The organism is Rhodococcus sp. NPDC019647, from assembly GCF_044389235.1.
Taxonomy (GTDB): domain Bacteria; phylum Actinomycetota; class Actinomycetes; order Mycobacteriales; family Mycobacteriaceae; genus Rhodococcus_F; species Rhodococcus_F oxybenzonivorans.
Genome location: NZ_JBIRXS010000017.1, coordinates 17,429 through 35,682 on the forward strand (window position 1 = coordinate 17,429; position 18,254 = coordinate 35,682).

General features: G+C 63.6%; 16 protein-coding genes and 1 pseudogene. 10 read left to right on the plus strand and 7 right to left on the minus strand.

Annotated features, from left to right (window positions below):
• Positions 1–90 precede the first annotated feature (90 nt).
• The 4 genes from ACH49N_RS25210 to ACH49N_RS25225 form a co-directional block, all read right to left on the minus strand.
• Positions 91–1,560 (minus strand): class I adenylate-forming enzyme family protein, encoded by a 1,470-nt coding sequence (locus ACH49N_RS25210; protein WP_358275386.1) that lies wholly within the window; start codon positions 1,558–1,560, stop codon positions 91–93.
• Positions 1,557–2,453 carry an enoyl-CoA hydratase gene (locus ACH49N_RS25215; RefSeq protein WP_358275384.1) on the minus strand — a complete coding sequence of 299 codons (897 nt, stop codon included), beginning with the start codon at positions 2,451–2,453 and terminating at the stop codon, positions 1,557–1,559. The genes ACH49N_RS25210 and ACH49N_RS25215 overlap by 4 nt, the downstream gene beginning before the upstream one ends.
• 151 nt (positions 2,454–2,604) lie before the next feature.
• Positions 2,605–3,837, minus strand: a complete 1,233-nt coding sequence (locus tag ACH49N_RS25220) for a CaiB/BaiF CoA-transferase family protein (protein WP_358275383.1) — start codon at positions 3,835–3,837, stop codon at positions 2,605–2,607.
• Complete coding sequence (locus ACH49N_RS25225) at positions 3,834–5,075, minus strand: acyl-CoA dehydrogenase family protein (RefSeq protein ID WP_358275381.1); 1,242 nt, start codon at positions 5,073–5,075, stop codon at positions 3,834–3,836. Before ACH49N_RS25225 ends, ACH49N_RS25220 begins: the two co-directional genes overlap by 4 nt.
• 104 nt (positions 5,076–5,179) lie before the next feature.
• On the opposite strand from ACH49N_RS25225, the gene ACH49N_RS25230 reads away from it, so the two are divergent.
• From ACH49N_RS25230 to ACH49N_RS25275, 10 genes are all read left to right on the plus strand, one after another.
• On the plus strand, positions 5,180–5,971 hold the full coding sequence (locus ACH49N_RS25230) for an enoyl-CoA hydratase-related protein (RefSeq protein WP_358275380.1): 792 nt from the start codon (positions 5,180–5,182) through the stop codon (positions 5,969–5,971).
• An 87-nt stretch (positions 5,972–6,058) separates the two neighbouring features.
• Positions 6,059–6,946, plus strand: a complete 888-nt coding sequence (locus tag ACH49N_RS25235; RefSeq protein ID WP_358275378.1) for an amidohydrolase family protein — start codon at positions 6,059–6,061, stop codon at positions 6,944–6,946.
• 37 nt (positions 6,947–6,983) lie between these two features.
• The gene (locus ACH49N_RS25240; RefSeq protein ID WP_358275376.1) at positions 6,984–8,171 is read left to right on the plus strand and encodes an acyl-CoA dehydrogenase family protein; all 1,188 of its coding nucleotides are present in this window, start codon (positions 6,984–6,986) and stop codon (positions 8,169–8,171) included.
• A gap of 111 nt (positions 8,172–8,282) precedes the next feature.
• Positions 8,283–9,083 carry an enoyl-CoA hydratase-related protein gene (locus ACH49N_RS25245; protein WP_358275375.1) on the plus strand — a complete coding sequence of 267 codons (801 nt, stop codon included), beginning with the start codon at positions 8,283–8,285 and terminating at the stop codon, positions 9,081–9,083.
• Positions 9,084–9,172: 89 nt separating this feature from the next.
• Entirely contained in the window at positions 9,173–10,786 is a 1,614-nt protein-coding gene (locus ACH49N_RS25250) for a class I adenylate-forming enzyme family protein (RefSeq protein WP_358275374.1), read from the plus strand.
• A 168-nt stretch (positions 10,787–10,954) separates the two neighbouring features.
• Positions 10,955–11,719, plus strand: coding sequence for an SDR family oxidoreductase (locus ACH49N_RS25255; RefSeq protein ID WP_358275373.1), 765 nt, complete (start codon positions 10,955–10,957; stop codon positions 11,717–11,719).
• 40 nt (positions 11,720–11,759) lie between these two features.
• A complete protein-coding gene (locus ACH49N_RS25260; RefSeq protein WP_358275372.1) occupies positions 11,760–13,019 on the plus strand; it encodes an acetyl-CoA C-acetyltransferase in 1,260 nt (419 codons plus the stop codon).
• A 128-nt stretch (positions 13,020–13,147) separates the two neighbouring features.
• Positions 13,148–13,897, plus strand: a complete 750-nt coding sequence (locus ACH49N_RS25265; protein WP_358275370.1) for a GntR family transcriptional regulator — start codon at positions 13,148–13,150, stop codon at positions 13,895–13,897.
• Positions 13,898–14,198: 301 nt separating this feature from the next.
• Positions 14,199–15,098 carry an SDR family NAD(P)-dependent oxidoreductase gene (locus ACH49N_RS25270; protein ID WP_358275368.1) on the plus strand — a complete coding sequence of 300 codons (900 nt, stop codon included), beginning with the start codon at positions 14,199–14,201 and terminating at the stop codon, positions 15,096–15,098.
• Between the two features lie 2 nt (positions 15,099–15,100).
• Positions 15,101–15,946 carry an enoyl-CoA hydratase-related protein gene (locus tag ACH49N_RS25275; RefSeq protein ID WP_358275367.1) on the plus strand — a complete coding sequence of 282 codons (846 nt, stop codon included), beginning with the start codon at positions 15,101–15,103 and terminating at the stop codon, positions 15,944–15,946.
• Positions 15,947–15,963: 17 nt separating this feature from the next.
• Here the strand turns inward: ACH49N_RS25275 and ACH49N_RS25280 are convergent.
• From ACH49N_RS25280 to ACH49N_RS25290, 3 genes and pseudogenes are all read right to left on the minus strand, one after another.
• Positions 15,964–16,316, minus strand: a pseudogene (locus tag ACH49N_RS25280) (benzoate/H(+) symporter BenE family transporter); the annotation flags it as partial.
• A gap of 290 nt (positions 16,317–16,606) precedes the next feature.
• Positions 16,607–16,927, minus strand: coding sequence for a WhiB family transcriptional regulator (locus ACH49N_RS25285; protein ID WP_358275365.1), 321 nt, complete (start codon positions 16,925–16,927; stop codon positions 16,607–16,609).
• Positions 16,928–17,143: 216 nt separating this feature from the next.
• Positions 17,144–18,109: a PDR/VanB family oxidoreductase gene (locus ACH49N_RS25290; RefSeq protein ID WP_358275363.1), complete on the minus strand. Its 966-nt coding sequence runs from the start codon at positions 18,107–18,109 to the stop codon at positions 17,144–17,146.
• Between the last annotated feature and the right edge of the window lie 145 nt (positions 18,110–18,254).

Genomic DNA, 18,254 nt, shown 5'->3' on the forward strand with positions numbered 1-18,254 from the left:
TCTACTCTCCTGTTCGGGTGCTGTGCCATGCACGATGGGATAGAGCGACGATAGCAACGTCGAGCTGTCGAGGATGTGGTCGTCGGCTGGCTAGCCTTCTTTACCGCTGCGAAGAAGCGCCCGTTGCAGCTTGCCTGCCGAGGTGCGGGGGAGCCGGTCGACGAAGACGACCTTGCGAGGGAGTTTGTAGCTTGCTAAGCGGTCCGCGAGGTCGGCCAGCACATCGTCCGGCGAGACCGGCTCGGAAGCGACCACGAATGCGACAACCTGTTCGCCGCGCCGTTCGTCGGGGAGCCCGATAACTGCGGCGTCCGTCACTGCGGGATGGCGGAGGAGCTCGATCTCGACCTCGGCCGGCGCTACCTGGAATCCCGACACCTTGATCATGTCCTTTCGGCGGTCGACAATCCACAGACGGCCATCGGGATCGATCCGGCCCACGTCCCCTGTGCGGAACCACCCACCGGGGAGAAACGTCTCGTCGGCGGCATCCGCGGGTTGCGTCGTGTAGCCGCTCGCCACACACGGGCTGCGCACCTCGATTTCATTGTCCACACCGAGCCGAATCTGGGTGCCTACGGTTGCGAATCCGGGTGAGTCCAGGCGCCACAGGGCAGGCGAATCGACCGGGTTGAACGCAGTCGCGAATGCTTCGGTCATGCCATAGGAGCAGAGAAATCCGATTCCGGTTCGGGACGTGATCACCGACGCAAGGTGCTCCGGAACGGCGCTTCCTCCCCACATGAAGAACCGAAGACCGGGGAAGTCTCGCCGGCTCAGGGTGGGGAGTTCCGCCAAGCGGTTGGCCACACTTCCGGCAAGAGGCCACACTGTAACGGCGTCCTCCCTGAGTTGTCGGATGCACTGGTCGAAGTCGAACCGCTCGAACAGGGTGACCTTCGCCCCCGCGGATACTGCGGCGCCCATCATGGACGTACCGAAGATATGGCACAGCGGCAGGGAGATCTGGAGTCGATCCTTTTCCGTCAGGTTCAGATGCCGTACGAGCTGGCCGATGCCGCCCGCCAGGCTTGAGTGGGTGTGCACCACCCCTTTAGGAAGGCCGGTCGTGCCAGAGGAGAATGGAATGCACAGTTCCCGGCGCGAATTCCCGGAGCCGGACTCGTGGTCCGTCGAGATCACCGGAATCTCGGTTCCGCACGGACTCGTGCGGATCTCCTCGGCGCGAATGCAGACAGGAAAACCGCCTGCCATCCGCTCGTGCCGTGCCGCGACGATCGCTGCTTGCGCACTGACCGGCGCAAGCGTACGCCGGAGCTCCCCGTCGGTCCAGTAGGGATTCGGTGTCACGAACGCCGCGCCGATCCGGGCGAGTGCGAACTGCGCAAAGACATACTCAGGGCTGTTCTCCAACAGAAGCACGGTACGCATTCCGGCACGTATACCGGCGTCGACAAGTATAAGTTCGGTTCGATGGACGGCGCGGTCGAACTCCCGGAATGTCCATCGCGCTCCTTCGAATTCGAGAGCGACCCGCTCAGGCCACCGTTCGGCGGCTCGTGCCGGAAGCGATGCGTAGTCGGTGAATCGTTTGATCATGCGCGGTGTGGATTCGCGGTCTGCAGCGGTCCGGCAGCTTTCCAGTCCTCGATGTCAGGGCCCGGTTTCGCCGCCGGGAACTTGTCCTCGTGCAGCGCCGTCCAGTGTGCATGACCCAGCTGGTGCAGACCGAAACTGTGGCGGAGCGACTCCTGAAATCCCATCGCATCCACTGCGCCATTGACCGAGTCCTTGATCAGGAGGCGGGCCATCGCCGGGCGGCGGGCGATGCGACTCGCGAACTCGACGGTACGCTCGCCGAGTTCCTCCCCGGGGAACACCTTGGATACCATGCCGATCCGGTGCGCCTCCTCCGCATCGATGGCATCTCCGGTCAGGAGGAGCTCCTTCGCCCTGCGCGGACCGAACTCGAACGGGTGCGCCATGTACTCCACCCCGGGCATCCCCAGCCGAACCGCCACGACATCGGCGAACAATGTGTCCTCCGCCGCCACAATGAGGTCGCATGCCCACATCAGCATAAGCCCGGCCGAAATCACCTTGCCGTGGACCTGTGCGATGGTGATCTTCCGCAACTCCCGCCACCGCCGGGTGCACTCGAAGTAGTAGTGCCACTCCTGCCGCATACGGCGCTCGACGTGAGACTCCGCCGTACCACCGTCGATGCGGAACGTCGGATGCTGGCGTGGCCCGGGCAACTCCTCGAGTGCCGCGATCTCGGAGCCCATATCGTGACCGGACGAGAATCCGGCTCCGCTGCCGGACAGAATGATCACATCGATCGAATCGTCCTGCTCGGCTCGCCGGAACGCATCGTCAAGCTCGGTCAGAAGACCTCGGTTCTGCGCGTTCCTCGTCTCGGGTCGATCGAGGACGATGCGAGCGATGTTGCCCGCGCCCACCGTCTCGTACCGGATGAATGTGTAGGTCATCTCGAGTCCTTCATTCTGTTTCTGACATCACAATTGCAGCGGGTGCCGTTGGATACTCGGTTGGGGGACGCGCGCCGGTGATCGTCAACTCACACCGCGCAGCTCGTGTGGTAGCGAGCGATGCAGCCGGAGTCGACTATCCAGGGTTCCATCAGACGACGCCCAATTTGCGGAGTCGGGCAACATCTTCCGGACCCTTGCCGAGGACTCCGGTGAGAATTTCGTCGGTGTGCTCACCGAGATTCGGCGGCCGACGGTACTCCGCGATCGGCGTCTGCGAGAGCCGTATCGGGTTCCGGAGCAGGTCGAGCGCGTCGTCCTCGTCACGCTGGAGCATCCCACGGTGGACAACCTGAGGATTCGCGAACACCTCGGGGATCGAGTTCACCGGACTACATGGAACGCCCGCCTCCTCCAACCGTTCCACCCAATACGCGGACGGGTGCTGTCGAAAGATCGCTGACAGCTCATCGAGAACGAGATCGCGATTCTCGATGCGGGCCGAGACGGTCGCGAACCGCGGATCGTCGACGAGTCCGTCCCGGCCGAGAGCCCGTGCGAGTGCGGAGAATTGAGGTGCTGTGCTCGCGACGACGAAAATGTCCTCACCGTCCGCGCACTCGAAGGCCTGGGACGGGATGCCGCCGAAGCCACCGTTGCCGCGGCGAGGGGCGGGAACGCCGGAGACGAGGTAGTTCTGCACGTAGTGCGAGAGGGAGGCCAGCCCGCAGTCGAGCAGCGATATGTCGATGTACTGACCGGCGCCGTCCGAGACATCGCGATGCCGAAGAGCAGCCAGGATGGCGGAGGTCGTGTAGAGGCCGGTGATGACGTCGACCATCGAGACACCGACCTTCATCGGGCCCGCTCCGGGCTCGCCGTCAGGAAGGCCGGACACGCTCATCATGCCGCACATTGCCTGGAAGACCCCGTCGTATCCGGCACGTGATGCGTAAGGGCCGTCCTGACCGAAGCCCGTCACGGAGCAATAGATCAGGCCGGGATTGACCTCACGCAGTTCGTCGTAACCGAGCCCGTACTTTGACAGCACCCCTGTTCGAAAGTTCTCGATGAATACGTCGGACTCGGCGGCGAGCGCGCGAATCAGATCGGCACCCTCCGTCCGTGAGTGATCAACCGTGATGGATCTCTTGTTCCGGTTGGTGCTCAAGTAGAAGCCGGACGTGTGATCCTCGGGATCGCCCAGGAACGGGGGGCCGTACTGTCGGGCGTCGTCACCGGAGCCTGGGCGCTCCACCTTGATGATGTCGGCGCCGAGATCGCCGAGGAGCTGTGTGGCGAACGGAGCGGCGAGGATGCGGCTGAGATCCAGAATGCGTATCCCGCTCAGCGCGCCTGCGACTGGATTGGCAGAGCGGGTCATCGGCGGGGCTCCTTCGGAAGATTCAGCACACGCTCACTAATGATGTTCTTTTGGATTTCACTGGCGCCCGCATAGATCGTTTCTGCGCGACTTCGGATGAATGCGCGACGCATCGCCGTCGCCTCGTCGATGGTCACTTCCTGGGCGTTCGGATCACCGTCCGTTCGCCAGTCCGTTCCGAGCAAAGCCTCCGGACCGAGCACGTCCATTGCTACGTCGGTGAACTTCTGGTGCCATTTCGACCAGTAGTACTTGCCGATCGATGCCTCCGGGCCGAACTTGCCCTCGCGCAGCGCGGTGGTCAATGTCCGCAGATTGTTGTATGCCATGATCTGCAGGCCGATATACGAGTCGACGATCCGGCTCCGCAGCGCCGGATCGTCGAGTGCACCGCGATGCCGTGCGAGCGTGTCCAGATGCTTCATCTCGCGGACGAACGAGAACTGGTAGTTGAGTACCGACGTGGCCCGCTCGTGTCCGAGGGTGGTCATCGCGGCACTCCAACCGACACCCACCGGACCGAGGACGTTGTCCTGAGAGGTGCGGGCATCGTCGAAGAAGACCTCGTTGAAGCCGCTGTCTCCGAGCATTGTTCGAATGGGCCGGACGGTGACGCCTGGCTGGTCCATTGGAATGAGCAGATAGGACAGACCGGCGTGCTTGGAGGAGTGAGGGTCCGTCCGCACGATGGCAAACATCCAGTTCGCGTGGTGGGCGAAGGTGGTCCAGATCTTCTGACCGTTGATCACCCACTCCGTTCCGTCGAGCTGCGCCCGAGTTCCCACATTGGCAAGGTCGGAGCCTGCGCCGGGCTCGGAGTACCCCTGGCACCAGACCACCTCGCCGCGGGACATGGGTAGCAAGAGTCGCTTCTTCTGTTCCTCGGTGCCGTAGCTCAAGGCCGTCGGCGCCATCAATGTCTCTCCGTGAAAGGCGGCACGTGGCGGGGCGCCGGAACGCGCATACTCCATCGCGAAGATGATTTCTTGGGTCATGGTGGCGCCGCGGCCACCATATTCGGGCGGCCACGAGAGGCCGAGCCAGTTGCCGCGTCCGAGTTCGTGCTCCCAGGCGCGACGCAACTCCCAGTTGTCATCATCATCGGGGCCGCCACGGTCGGCCTGGCCGGCGAACTCCCCGGTCAGGTGGTCGGCGAACCAGGTCCGCACCTCCTCTCGGAAGTCGCGGTCGGCGTCGGAAAGGGTGAGCCCGCCGAAACTGTCTACTGAGGCATCCATGGTCGTATAGTACAATTAGTTATCGAATTATACGAGATGCGCGGGTGGATGGTCGGAAATCCCGAAGGCCCGGACCCAAGCGGAGTGGTGTGGAGGAGTGATCGATGCAGGAAATCTACTGGACGTTCGACGAGGGCGTCGGCACGATCACACTGAACCGGCCGGGTGCCCGTAACGCTTTCACTTTCGCGATGATTCGCGAGTGGGAGCGTCTGATCCGTCATGCAGGCGACGACGACGACGTCCGTGTCGTCGTCCTGACCGGGGCAGGCGACAAGGCGTTCTGCTCGGGTGTGGATCTGGGGCAGATTTCCAATGCCGATTCCGGACTGACTCCGATCGAGCGGAAAGCACAGTTACACGACGAGATACATAGAGTGGCCCGGGCAATGGCAACTCTCGACAAACCGGTGATCGCCGCGATCAACGGCGTGGCGGTCGGAGCAGGTCTCGACATGGCCCTCATGTGTGACATGCGGATCATGTCGTCGACCGCATCACTGTCCGAGGGATATATCCGTGTCGGGCTGACGCCCGGCGACGGTGGAGCCTATTATCTGCCGAGAATCGTCGGCACGTCCAAGGCGCTGGAGCTGCTGCTGACCGGCGACTTCGTCTCGGTGGACGAGGCCCTTCGCATCGGACTGGTCAACCGTGTAGCGCGTGCGGAAGACTTCGCAGAGGAGACCCGTGCGTTCGCGCAGTCCATCGCTCGGCACGCGCCGTTGACGAGCCGGATGATCAAGCGGATCACTTACCAGTCGGCCGGCGCAGATTTGAATACCGCACTCGATCTTGCCTCCTCACACTTCGCCGTCATCGCGGCGACCGAGGACTCGGCCGAGGCGTTGTCGGCGATGAAGGAGAAGCGGGCACCGGTCTATCGAGGCCGGTAGCCCTCTGATGAGACCGCCGCGAAGTCGGTCAGGCCAAAGGGGATCGTGCGGTGATGTGCCGACCCCGACGAGAGCGAGGAGATGGACATGACAGATCAAACGGCGGCGTCCGCGGAGCCGGAAGTGTTCGATGCCTGGATCAACCTGCCGTACCTGCCGGGAGAGGTGACTCCCGACCCCTCCGTTGTGGCGAGGTTCAAACGGGGAAACAGCGCCTACGAGGGCGGTGAGACGATCGCCGATGTGGTAGCCGAGATGGACCGACTAGGTATCGCGGCCGGCGTGCTGACCAAGGTGCCACGCGAGATCACGCCCCCGTTCGTGCACGGCACGAAGTCCGGCGAGCAGGTGCTGCGCGAGACGTGTGCGCGGCTGGCCGAGATTCAGCGTGACTACCCGGGCCGCTTCGTCACCTCGGTCGGCATCGACCCACGACTAGGTTACGAGGCCGCGCGGCATGTTCGCATCGCAGTGCGGGAGTATGGGATCAAGTGTATCCGTATCATTCCGATGTTCACCGGCATCGCCATCGACGACAAGCTGGCCTATCCGGCCTACACCGCCGCCTGCGACGAGGGTGCGGTCGTCTCGATCAATGTCGGCGTACCGGGGCCGATGAAACCCGCGAAGCTTCAGCGCACGATTCTGATCGATGAGGTCGCCCTCACCTTCCCGGACCTGAAGCTCGTGATGAGCCATTTGGGTGACCCGTGGATCAGCGAGACGATCGCCATGCTGATCAAGCACCCCAACGTTTTCGCCATGACGGCGGGATGGGCTCCGAAGTACGTCCCCGAGGAAATTCTCACCTTTGCGCAGCGCCGCAATCCGCGCAAGCTCATGTGGGCCTCGGACTATCCGATTTTGCCGATCGAACGCACGATCGTGGAGGGCCGCGCCCTGCCTCTTGCCGGGGCTGCCCGGGACGGCTACCTCGGTGCCAACGCGGTCGAGGTCTTCGGTAAGCCGAGTTGATCATTTTACCGCCCGTCTAGGATCAGGATTCCACGACATGGACATCGATTTCGCCCCGAACGTCGCCGACTTCCGCGAGGAGGTTCGAACGTGGTTTTCCGAGCATCTGGTCGGAGACTTTGCCGCGCACCGCGGTGTCGGCAGTCCCACCGACGACACCGCGTGGGATCTCAGGGTCGAGTGGGAGCGCGAACTCTCCCGAGGCGGCTGGCTGGGTCTGACGTGGCCCACTCGCTACGGAGGTAGAGGGCTCGGCCTCGCCGAGGAGATCGTATTCGAGTACGAGTACGCGCGTGCTGCTGCACCGGCGAGGGTCAGCACCCAGGCGCTCGATCTGCTCGGTCCGACCCTGATCGCCTGTGGCACCGAAGAGCAACGCCAACGCTTCCTGCCGAAGATCCTCGCGGTCGAGGAGATGTGGGGGCAGGGGTGGAGCGAACCCGGTGCGGGTTCGGATCTGGCCGATGTGCGCACACGCGCCGCTCTGGATGCCGAGAATGTATGGCACGTCAACGGGCAGAAGATCTGGACCACCTTTGGGCATAACGCGGACTGGCTCTACGTGCTCTGCCGTACCGATCCCGATCTGTCGTTGCGTCACCGGGGATTGTCGCTGCTCCTGATCGACGTCGCCCAGGACGGAGTCGAGATCCGGCCGATCGAGAACATCGTCCGGTCGACCGAGTTCAGCGAGTGCTTCTTCAACGATGCACAGACTCCGCTCGATCTCACCGTGGGTGAGGTCAACGGTGGATGGCCGGTCGTGATTACGACCCTCGGGTTCGAGCGAGGGAGCGCCCTGATGCCGATACAGCTCGGTATGGAGCGGGAGTACGACGCCATGCTCGACCTGGCTCGACGCGGTGGTGCGATTGACGATCCCGCGATCCGCCGACGCCTCGTGGACGTGTATATCGGCGTCAAGCTCATGCGCGCGACGAACCTGCGGGTGGTCGCGGACCTCCTCGACGACGAAGCCCCGGAGCCGGGCGCAGCGACGGCCGCCGCTTCCGTTACGACGAAACTCTTCGCCTCGACGCACCATCAGCGCATGGGCGAGCTCGCCATGGACATCGTGGGAGCGGAATCATTGTTCGAGGGAACCGAGCCTGCCGCAGGAATGCGAAAGCTGTTCCTGTCGTCACGCGCGGAGACCATCTACGGTGGCACCGCCGAGATCCAGCGCAATATTGCCTCCGAGCGCCTGCTGGGACTTCCGCGCTGATCGTCCCCTACCACCCGGACGGCGATCGAACACTGATGGGCTGTGGCGACTGCGATAAGCCGATCCGGACCGCAAACTCTGCGCTACACAGCGCGATTGGAAGGACTGACCATGGATGTCGACGAGTCGCTGCTCCTGGTGTCGGAGCCCGCAACGGGTGTTGCAATGATCACCCTCAATCGTCCCGAGAGTCTCAATGCCCTCACTTGGCCACTGATCGACGAGCTACGCAGGGTCCTGTCGGAGGTGCACCGGCAGCACGATGTGCGCGTAGTTGTCCTTACCGGTGCCGGTCGCGCGTTCTGTGCCGGCTCGGATGTGGGGGGTGCCCGAGGGCGCAGTGACGTGGATATCCCGACTCGTTTCGAGGCACAGCGCCGCACGTCCGGTCTGGCGCTCGCCGTGCGTCAGCTTCGGCAGCCGGTAATCGCGGCGATCAACGGTCCGGCCGTCGGCGCGGGCCTCGGACTCGCACTTGCTGCCGATGTGCGGATCGCCGGCGAGTCGGGTTCGTTCCGTGATGGTGCGATCCGAATGGGGCTGAGCGCGTGCGAGGGCGGGATCAGCTGGAGCCTCCCGCGTCTGGTGGGGACGTCCAACGCGCTCGAGTTGATGCTGACCAATCGGTTGGTTTCGGCGGGGGAGGCGGAGCGGCGCGGGATCGTCTCGGCTGTCCACCCCGACGACGAGTTGCTTCCTGCAGCCATTGACCTGGCCGCGCAGATCGCGGGTTTCTCACCGTTCGGGCTTGAAGCGACGAAGGAAGCATTCTGGGCGAACCAGAATTGTGGCTTCGGCGAGGCGGTTGACCGGGAGAACCGTACCCAGATACTCGCGGTGAACACTGCCGATTCGCGGGAAGCGATGTCGGCCTTCCTCGAGCACCGAAAGCCGGTGTTCGAGGGCCGGTGACGGTTCGGACCGGGGCGGCAGTTGGCCGGTGTACACGATCTCGGAGCCCGGACACCCGCGATCGACGAGCGAGTGAGGTGTGAGTAATCGTGACTGAAGTATGCAGGCTACCCGAGCTGGGCGAGAGCGCCCGTCCCGGTTGGTCGTACCTACCTCATGGTGCGGTCGACCACAACCCGACCGGCACAGCCAGGACCGTCGACGACTGGTTCTCCGATGTCGCGAGTCGGCATCCGGCCCGGGTTGCGATCTCCTGGCTCGACGGGACGACGGTGTGCACGTTGACCTGGGGTGAGCTCTTCGCTCGGGCCACCTCGGTGGGTGCGGCTCTCCGCGATCGTCCCCTTCGGCATCGGAGGGTGGGGTTGTTGGGGCGTGAGCGGGTTTCGTGGATGGTGGCGATGTATGGTGCCGCTCGCGCCGGGTGCGCGGTCGTGCCCATGCCGTCCGGTGAGACGGCGGAGGGTCTCGCTGCCCGTTGTGCGCAAGTCGGCATTGATCTGCTCGTTACGGTCGGAGAGGTACCCATCGCCGACTCCACGCTGCTGGTACCGGAAGTGGTGAGCGTGGGCGAACTCGAAAATGTCGGAGTCGGCTTCCGAGATCATTCGGATGGCGCGCACCCTGATGACCCATTCCTTTTGCAGTTCACATCGGGTACGACCGGACAACCCAAGGTGGCCGTGCTATCCCATCGAGCCGTGCTGGGGTCGGCTCGGCACTATGCGGCCGCTGCCGGCGCCACCGACGGAACCGTTCTACTCAACCCGCTGCCCCTCGAGCATGTCGGCGGCGTCGTCGGAGGGGTGATGAGCGCGCTGGTGACTGCGGGAACCTATGTCGCAGTGGGACGAATCGACCCCCGCTCGACAGTCGAGGCCATCCGAAGACTCCGGCCTGGCATTGTCGGGATCGTGCCGACGATGGTCATCGACATCCTGTCCCTGGACGGTGTCGTGGCGGAGGACTTTGCCTCAGTCGCGGCCGTGGTTGGTGGTGCGACCAGTGTCGACCCGGTGCTCATCGATTCGCTCGAGGAGCGACTGGATACCAGGTTCCTCGTGGCATACGGCCAGAGCGAAGCTCCGTGCATGACGATGAGTTCGCCCGATGATCCGCCCTACGAACGAACTCGTACGCTCGGTCGGCCGCTACCGGAACGGGATTACTGCGTAAGCGCGGATGGACGTCTCGTCGAGGAGGGAACGGTCGGTGAGTTGTGTGTTCGTGGGCCGCTCATCATGTCGGGCTATCTCGACTCCAGTGGGCGAACGGTCTCGGTGTGCGACGAGCATGGATGGATGCGCACCGGGGATCTGTGCTCGATGAGCCGGGGCGTTGTCACCTTTCACTCACGCATTCGAGAGGTCGTGATCCGGGGTGGCGAGAACCTCTATCCCGCGGAGATCGAGTCCGTAATCGCCCGCATGGCGGGTGTGGAGGAGGTGGTGGTGTTCGGCATGGCAGATCCCAGGCTCGGGGAGCAGCCGGTCGCAGCGGTGCGGCTCGTGCCGGGATCGACGATCACCGACACCGACCTCGCGCAGTACGTGAGCGCGTGTTTACCCCGGCAGAAGCAGCCGACGCGGTGGTTCCTCGTCGAGGACTTTCCCCGTACCGCCACCGGCAAGGTGCGCAGGCTTGCCCTTGCCGGGCAGCTCGGACGATGGGATGGGCAACCGGTAGTACGGGGCCGAGATTAGTGCAATAATTAATCGGTATCCCCGAACCGGTGGCATGGTCGACCAGATCGTGCCGGCTTGGCGGTGGAATGCCGCGAGCGTCTCACACCGAGACACAGTCTGCGCGGAATCACCGGATACCGGTGCGATTCGGAAGAGTCGAATTCAATCAACAAGCGAGGAGTGCAGATGTCGTCGTTGTCCGGGCGCGTCGCCCTGGTCACGGGTGCCGCGGGGGCTGGGATAGGCAAGGCGATCGCCACCAGGCTGGCAGCGGAAGGTGCGACGGTCGTCGTCACGGATTCGCACGAGCGTCGGCTGGCGGAGGCAGTGACCGACATCCGCCATGCGACCGGAGGTACCGCGGTCGGGCACGTGCTCGACGTCGGTGACCGCGAGCAGATCGTGGCCGTGACCGACGCCGTTCGCGCGGAGTTGGGACCGATCTCGATCCTGGTGAACAACGCGGCGGTGAACGTGATCGGGTCGATCTTCGATTACGAGCCGGCCTCGTGGGACCGGGTGCTCGCGGTCAATCTGACTGGTCCGTGGATGCTTTCCCGGCAGGCCATGAACCACATGCGTGATGCTGGAGCGCCTGGAGTGATCCTTAACGTGTCGACCTACGCTCCGGATGTCGGTGGGGAAGGGATCGAGACGCCCTACGCGGTCAGCAAGGGCGGCCTCAGCGTGTTGACCCGTTGCTGCGCCCATGAGGGAGGCCCCCACGGGATCCGGGTGAATACCCTGTCGATGGGCATGGTGACCGGGACGCGCTTCACCGACACGCTGCATCCGGAGATGCAGGAGGGCGAGCGGGTCAAGACGGCCCTGGGGCGGCTGCCGCGCGTCGAGGACATCGTCGAGGCCGCGGCGTTCCTGGTGTCGGACCGCTCCGCATCCATCACCGGCGAGATCGTGAACATTTCTGCGGGATCGCACATGCGGTACTGACCTCGAATTCATCGACGAGAAATTCAACTGGAGGAGACCAATGGCAGAGGCAGTGATCGTCGCCGCCGCGCGCACACCGATCGGCCGCGCGTACAAGGGCGCCTTACGTGACATGCGCCCCGACGACCTGGCTGCGACAGCGGTGCAGGCCGCTGCGGCGCAGCTCCCTGCGCTTGACCCGAGTGAGATCAAGGACCTCATGCTCGGGTGCGGTGCGCCGGGAGGTGAACAGGGCTTCAATATGGGACGGGTGGTCGCCACGCTGCTGGGGTGGGACACCGTACCCGGAACGACCATCACCAGGTACTGCGCATCCAGCGTGCAGACGACGCGGATGGCACTGCACGCAATCCGTGCGGGCGAGGGCGACGTCTTCGTCGCAGCGGGCGTCGAGGCAATCAGCAGGGGACGGCGTGGCCACGCGGACACCCCACCCGTCGACGAGAATGCAGATCCCCGGGATCGCTCCGCGAATCCGTGGACGAATCCACTCTTCTCGTCTGCCCAAGCACTGACCCGCGAGCGCACGCAGGGTGATGCCCCCGTTTGGCAGGATCCCCGGACGTCCGGTGGTCTGCCGGATGTGTACATCGCAATGGGACAGACCGCGGAGAATGTCGCTCAGGCGTACAACGTTTCGCGGCAGGAACAGGACGAGTTCGCGCTGCGTTCCCAGACGCTCTATCAGCAGGCCGCCGAGGCCGGCTTCTGGAAACGGGAAATCACTCCGATCACGCTGCCTGATGGCCAGGTGCTGGATCGTGACGAAAGTCCCCGTGCCGGAACCACGCTCGAAAAGCTGGCGGCATTGTCTCCGGCATTCCGGCCGGACGGAACCGTCACCGCTGGCAACGCGTGCCCACTCAATGACGGCGCTGCGGCGCTGATCATCATGTCCGATCGGAAGGCTGCAGAGCTGGGAATCACCCCCCTGGCACGTATCGTTTCGACCGGGGTGTCCGCCCTGTCACCCGAGATCATGGGACTCGGGCCGATCGCCGCCACCCGCAACGCACTCGCGAACGCCGGGATGTCGGTCGGGGACATCGACCTCTTCGAGATCAACGAGGCGTTCGCGGCTCAGGTGATCCCCTCCTACAAGGAACTGGGGATCCCGCTCGACCGGCTGAACGTCAATGGCGGCGGCATCGCTGCAGGTCACCCCTTCGGAATGACTGGTGCTCGCATCGCGACGACGTTGATGAACTCCATGCGGTGGCATGACAAGCAGTTCGGGCTCGAGACGATGTGTGTGGGCGGCGGTCAGGGTATGGCAATGATCTTGGAGCGCCTGAGCTGAGGATCCGCTGCGTCCGCCAGTAGCTGGCCCGTCGAGGCATCGGTGACCGATGCGCCCTCGTCAACGCGGCGATCCTGCGGGTTGATATGATTGAATGATTGCACGATTGACCGCCGAATGGAGGGCATATGTCGGTTGGTACAGAGTCGTCGTTGGTGCGGGTTCCGAAGGCCGGTGAACTGGTAGCGGCCAAGTTGAGGCGACAGATCGTGACCGGCGAGCTGAAGCCCGGGGACCCGCTCCCCGGTGAGTCCGCGCTCATGGAGCGGTACGGTGTGTCCCGGCCGACCATGCGTGAGGCATTTCGCATCCTCGAGTCGGAATCCATCATCGTCGTGCTGCGAGGCGCCCACGGAGGCGCGCGGGTTCTGGCGCCTGACGAGTCGGTTGCGGCGCGTCACATGGGCTTGCTCTTGCAGTACCAGGGAGTGGCACTGGCCGATGTCTATCGCGCTCGCACAGAGATCGAGATTGCCGCTCTGCGCGCGTGGGGAGGCAACGAGCCGGACCTGAAAAGGCTGACCGAGCTCGTCGAGGAGGGGCGTAGTTTGCTTGGGGATCCGGTCGGGTTCGCGAGACTCGACACTCGGATCCATCAGGCGATCGTGGACCTGGCTGGGTCTCAGACCATGTCCATCATGATGGGGATGCTCCTGCACATCATGGATGCGCACAACCGTCTATACATTACTACTCACGGCCCCGAGCATGAACTCGTCGTCGACCAGTTGGCGTACCGGTCCTACCGGCGGCTGTTGAAACTGTTGAGAGAGGGCGACATCGACAGCGCAGTAGCCCACTGGCTTCGCCACCTTCGCAAGGTGGCCAACGTCATGCTCGACGATTCCGGTACGACACTCGTCGAAGTACTGTCGTAGAACCACCCTGCGATTCGCAAAGGGCGCGTGATGTCATCACGCGCCCTTTTTCTCTGTCCGATAACGACTCCGGAACGACAACCGTCGAGGCCTGCCCAAGGCCGCAAACGGTTGGCTCCAGCTCGTGATTAAGGTATAAATAACTAACTGATTAAGCTCTTGGTTGTGAGGGCCGCAGATCTTCGGCCGAATGCGGTCGGAAGTCCGCCGCCTCCCTGGACCCCCGGTTGACCGAGGGCGAGCTCAGTCAATTCCAGATTCGGAAGAACCCGCGAGTTCGGTATACACAAGGAGAAGTTCTATGGGTCTGCATGATAATCGTGTCGTCGTCGTGACAGGTGCGGGCCGCGGCATCGGCCGTGAGCATGCCCTCGAGTTCGCCCGCCAGGGGGCCAAGGTGGTCGTCAACGACCTAGGGCCGGTGGACGAGACCGTCGCCGAGATCCGCGACGCCGGGGGAGAGGCAATCGGAAACAACGACGATGTCTCCGACTGGGACGGTGCCGGCCGCCTCATCCAGTCCGCACTGGACGCCTTCGGCGATCTGCACGTTCTGGTCAACAACGCCGGAATTCTGCGTGACAAGATGTTTGTGAACATGGACGTCGACATGTGGGATGACGTCATGCGGGTCCACCTCCGGGGAACGTTCTGCCCGACCCGGCATGCCGTGAACTACTGGCGGGCCAAGCACAAGGAGGGCGACCCCGTGCAGAATCCCAGCATCGTCAACACGTCCTCACCCTCAGGTCTGTACGGCAATGTCGGCCAGTCCAACTATGGAACGGCGAAGGCGGCGATCGCCGGGCTCACGGTGATCCTTGCGGATGAACTCGCGCGGCTGGGAGTTACGGTCAATGCGATTGCCCCCAGCGCACTCACACAGATGACTGCCGGACTCGACGCCTACGTCGCGCATCTGGAGCAGATCAAAGAGAAGACGGGCTTCGACTATGGTTCACCGGCAAACATCGCTCCGCCGGTGGTGTGGCTGTCCTCGCCGGAGGCTGCGTCCATCACCGGCCGCGTCTTCAACGTCAAGGGCGGCAAGATTGGTGTGGCGGAGACCTGGGTTGCGGGGCCGGAAGAAGAGCGGTTCGAAAAATGGGATTCGGCCCAGCTCGGCGAGGTCATTCCTCGCCTGGTGGCCTCGGCTCGCCCCAATTCCGACGGTTCCGGCAACCCGCGTGTGGGCGGCTGACAGTGCCGACCCACGGGATCAGCGTCGAGCGGGACGGGGCGGTCGCGGTCGTGTGGCTCGATCGCCCCGACCGTGGCAACGGGTTCACCTCCGCGATGCAGGTCGAGTTGCATGATCAGCTCGCTACACTCGACTGCGAAGATGACGTTCGAGCGATCGTCGTCACCGGCCGAGGGCGGTTCTTCTCCACTGGCGCTGACATGGACCCCGAGGGCACCAACTTCGCTTTCGATGAGGACCGGACCCGGCAAGCACGCCTCATGATGCGCGATCGACCACGCCCGTGGAAGATGCGCACCCCGATTATTGCCGCGATGAACGGATCAGCGGTCGGTCTCGGTCTGACCTTCCCTCTGCAGTGGGATATACGGGTGGTCAACGAGGAGGCCAAGTACGGGTTCGTATTTACCCGGCGCGGTCTTATACCGGAACAGAATTCGCTGTGGCTCCTGCCGAAACTGGTTGGTCTTGCGACTGCAACGGAGCTTCTCCTCACCGGTCGGCTATTCAGTGGTGCCGAAGCCCGACAGATGGGAATCGCCACCCACGCGGTACCTCCTGACCGGGTGCTTGACACCGCCATGGGACTGGCCTCTGAGATCGCCCGCTGTACTAGTCCCGCTGCGGTTGGCGTGACGAAGCAGTTGATCTACTCGCTTCTCTCAGAAGCCGACCGAGAGGTGGCCTTCCACCAGGAATGGGAGATCTTCCGCGATCTGGGGAGTAAGCCCGACTCGGCGGAAGGAGTGGCCTCGTTCATCGAGAAACGTGATCCGAACTTCACCTCCGGAAAGCATTACGAGATCGCTAGCGACGGCTTCAGGGCCTGGGAGCGCCCCAAGATCTGACCGCCGGTGCCCGGTACCCATATCTCATGCCTAACAGACGATGCGCCGATGATGATCGTCCCGGGAATGGTCCAGAAAAAAGCGAGTGGCAGGCGATACAACCAGCTGCATAGCACCGGCAGCAGGCCGTTGAGAAAGAAGACCCTGAAGATCCAGGACGCCATCTGAGAAGGTGACAAACCGCCGGCCGACCCTGCCGCCAAGATCACTGCGACCCGCCCGGCGGCGGAGAAGATAAGACCGATGAGGCCGTTCGCGGCGTAGATTCCGCCGAGATCTGCGATGACGCGGCCGGCCATGAGGGTCGTTCGAAGCGCGGGTATCGAGACGCGACGTCCGTGACGCGGGACGGTTTCTCCGTGGTGGCCATGCGGCGCGCTCCTACCGACGGTGTGGCTTTGTACGCATAGCGGTCGCAAGAAACGCTTTGCGTACGAAAGTCATGGCGTGGATCATAACCGCATGGGTCTCGAAGCTCGAAACGGTCAACCGATCGGACGGCGCAGCTACCCGAAATCACGACAGCCATGTACGGACGCGCTAGGGAGGGAATGTCATTGATATTGACATGCCCATCCGCGTGTTGAGGAGAGAAGGTTCCGCTGCGGTAGCGGGGCGGCCGCCGTATCGATTCACCGCGGACGAGTGGTCGCGGTGGCGTTAACTCGGTTGTGGTGCTGCCGTAGCGGGTGTGTTCCCGCGGTGACGAGCCGTTCGGCGTGTACGTCGGGTGTGGCGGGCGCGTTCATTCTCGGACATGCCACCCCAGATGCCGTAAGTCTCGGCGGCGGTGAAGGCGTGGGCGCGGCAGTCGGCGAGCACGGGGCAGTCCTGGCAGATCTGTTTGGCGGCGCGCTCACGTTGGGCCCGGGTCGAGCCGCGTTCACCGTCAAGGGAGAAGAAGATCTCGGTGTCGGCACCGCGGCAGGAGGCGCGGCCTTGCCAGGCAAGGTTGATGAGGTGGTGCGGATGATCAGGCACTGCGGGATAAGTCGCTTTCGGAGTCGAACGGTCGAACGATTCGCAGGCAAGCGGGCACGCACTAGTGCGAATGGCGTCGTTCGCGTGACATATCGTGGTCAGGCGCTCTTGGCCCGTGATTCGACGAGCTCCACATCAAGTACCCGGCTCCGCGGATGCGGAGCCGGGCACTTCTCGCTGTGTCCCCGACGATGTCGACTGGGAAACGCCCTGGAGTCAGAGCTCGAGAACGAGCCGGGGACAGGCGGCACGCGAGACACAGATGTACATGCGGTCGTTCGCTGCCTGCTCCTCCGCGCTGAGAATCGAATCGCGATGCTCCACTTCGCCGGCCAGGACCGTGGTCTCGCAGGTTCCGCAGGTTCCGTCCTGGCACGAAGAATACACATCGACGTCGGCGTCCTGTAAGACCTGGAGAACCGAGCGGTCCGGGGGAACGACGAGAACCGTTCCGCTATCGGACAGTTCGACTTCAAACGAGCCCATGGATGTCTGCTGGTCGAACTCCTTGGGCTCGAAGCGCTCCATGTGCACCGAGCCGACCGGCCAGCCAGCGGTGCGCTCCTCGATCGCCTGCAGCAGTCCGCTGGGTCCGCAGGTGTAGACCAGTGTCTCTGCGCGATGCCCGTCCAGCACAGTGGCTAGGTCGATAAGTCCGACCTCGTCCTCCGGATAAAGCCGGACTCGATCGCCGGACAGCGTGGTGATCTCGTCCAGGAAACCCATCGACTGCCGCGAGCGACCGCCGTAATGCAGTTCCCATTCCGCACCGGAGGCCTCGGCGGCGGAGATCATCGGAAGTAACGGCGTAATACCGATACCACCGGCGATGAACACGTAGCGGGGGGAGGGGAGCATACGGAAGTGGTTCCGCGGCCCCTTGACCTCAATCGCGGCCCCGACGCCGATCTCGTCCACTATGTAGGACGAGCCACCCCTGCTGGCCGGATCCCGCAGGATTCCGACACGATAAGTGCCGTTGTCGGAGGGAGTGCCACACAGGGAGTACTGGCGTGTCAAACCATTCGGGAGACAGAGGTCGATGTGGGCGCCCGGATCCCAGGAGGGCAGAGGGGCTGATGTGGAATTCTCGAGTTCGAGCACCACCACGCCCTCGGCGACCGCGTCACGTCGGCGAACTCGAAGGTGAAGATGGGCCTCGTCTCGGCCGGATACTGCCATGGGGACTCCTTGGACTGTTGCTTTATTTGAAAGTGTGCGCGACACCCGCGCGGCTCAACGTCATTGATATAGTCCTTCGCCCATCGGAACGGGAACCGCCCAGATCGAAGTCGTTTCTGGGCATGATCAACCAGTGGCGAAGGAT